At 66.9% G+C, this 2,227-nt stretch carries 2 protein-coding genes; both read right to left on the reverse strand.

The annotated features are described in order from the left end of the window. On the reverse strand, positions 1-617 hold a 617-nt coding region (locus AC1D29_RS29510; RefSeq protein ID WP_477904330.1), incomplete at its 3' end, for an ATP-binding protein. Continuing rightward, entirely contained in the window at positions 610-2,145 is a 1,536-nt protein-coding gene (istA, locus tag AC1D29_RS29515) for an IS21 family transposase (RefSeq protein ID WP_477904332.1), read from the reverse strand. The genes istA and AC1D29_RS29510, both read right to left, overlap by 8 nt. Positions 2,146-2,227 lie beyond the last annotated feature (82 nt).

Raw genomic sequence — 2,227 nt, forward strand, 5'->3', positions numbered from 1 at the left:
GACGCTGGTGCGCTCGTAGAGCTGACGCTGGTGCGCTCGTAGAGCTTGCTCAGCAGATGGAACAGCAGCGCGCCACCGGACGCGCTGAACGGCAGGTAGCCCAGCTCATCGAGGACGACCATGTCCATGTGAGCCAGCCGGTGCGCCATCTGGCCGGTCTTGTTGCAGACCTTCTCCTGCTCGAGCTGGTTCACCAGATCGACCGTGGAGAAGAAGCGCACCCGGCGTCGGTGGTGCTCCAGCGCCTGCACGCCGATGGCCGTGGCCAGGTGGGTCTTGCCAGTGCCTGGGCCGCCGACGAGCACGACGTTCTCGGCGCGGTCCATGAAGTCACCGAGATGCAGTTGCCGCACCAGGGCCTCGTTGACCTCGCTGTGGCTGAAGTCGAAGCCGGCCAGGTCGCGGTAGACCGGGAACCTTGCCTGCTTGAGCTGGTAGGCCACCGCACGCACCTCGCGCTCGGCGGTTTCGGCCTTGAGCAGTTGGGCCAGAAGCGGCTGCGCGGCCTCGAAGGCCGGCGCGCCTTGCTCGGCCAGCTCGCCCACGGCGTGGGCCATGCCGAACATCTTCAGCTCGCGCAGTGCGACGACGAGGGCGTTGATCTTGGTGTCACGCATGGCGCACCTTCCTTTCATTGCGCAGGTCGTCGTAGCGCGTCACGTTGGCTTGGGGTTCGGTCGTCAGGCGCAGTGCCTGTGGCGCGTCCACCGGTGGTGGATCGGCCTTGCCATCGAGCAGCCGGTGCAGCACGTTGATGACGTACATCTTGGTCGGCACGCCGACCTCCAGCGCCATCTCGACGGCCGCCAGCACCGCCTGCTCTTCGTGGTGCAGCACCAGCGCCAGCACTTCGACCATCTCGCGGTCGCCGCCTTGCTTCTTGAGCAGCTCGGCCTGCAACTTCTTGAAGGCCACCGGCAGCTCGGTGAACGGCGCGCCGTTGCGCAGCGCGCCGGGCTTGCGCTGCAGCACGGCCAGGTAGTGGCGCCAGTCGTAGACCGTCTGGCCCATGCCGGTGTCGTGGCGCCGGTCGATGACGCGCTTGTGCTCGCAGATGAGGTTGCCCTCGGCCGCGACCACGAGCCGGTCGGCGTAGACGCGCAGGCTCACCGGCCTGTTGGCGTACGACGCCGGCACGCTGTACCTCGTGCGCTCGAAGGTGATCAGGCACGTCGGCGAGACCCGCTTGGTGTGCTCGACGAAGCCGTCGAACGGCCTCGGCAGCTGCATCAGCGTGGGCTTCTCCAGCTGCCAGACGTCGTGCACGGTGCCAGGCTGCTGGCCGTGCGAGATCTCCTTCCACAGCGCCAGGCAGCGCTCTTCCAGCCAGGCATTCAAGGCGTCGAGGCTCGGGAAGGCCGGCACCGGTTGCCAGAGTCGGTGCCGCGCATCACGCACGTTCTTCTCGATCTGGCCCTTCTCCCAGCCCGAGGCCGGGTTGCAGAACTCGACCTCGAAGAGGTAGTGGCTGACCATCGCGGCGAAGCGCGCGTTGACGTCGCGCGCCTTGCCGCTCAGGACCTTGTCCACCGCGGTCTTCATGTTGTCGTAGATGCCGCGCTTGGGCACGCCGCCGAACACGCGGAAGGCGTGGTTGTGGGCGTCGAACAGCATCTCGTGGGTCTGCAGCAGGTAGGCCCGGACGTAGAAGGCCCGGCTGTGGCTGAGCTTGAAGTGCGCCACCTGCAGCTTGGTGCGCTCGCCAGCCAGCACGGCCCAGTCCTCGCTCCAGTCGAACTGGAAGGCCTCGCCGGCGTCGAAGACCAGCGGCACGAAGGTGCCTCGTCCCGTCGTCTGCTTGGCCTCCTGGCGCTTCTGGGCCCAGTCGCGCGCGAAGGCCGCCACGCGGTTGTAGGAGCCGTCGTAGCCGAGCGTGACCAGCTCGGCGTGGATCTGCTTCAAGGTGCGCCGCTGCTTGCGGGTCTTGCCGGCCTCGGTCTTGAGCCAGTGGGCCAGCTTCTCGGCAAACGGGTCGAGCCGGCTCTTGCTGGCCCGCTTGGCATAGGTCGGCTCTTGGTCGCCGGCGCGCAGGTACTTCCTGATGGTGTTGCGAGACAGGCCGGTGCGTCGGGCTATCTCGCGGATGGACAGCTGCTCTCGCAGGGCCCACCGCCTGATGACACTCAGTGTCGCCACGTCAATCACTCCAGTGCTCCTGCCGCAAATAGCGGCAGGCTAGGGTTCATACGTGGGTCAGGTTTGAACGGAAATCACTGAATGGGGTGGG

The organism is Roseateles sp. P1_C6 (assembly GCF_056406315.1).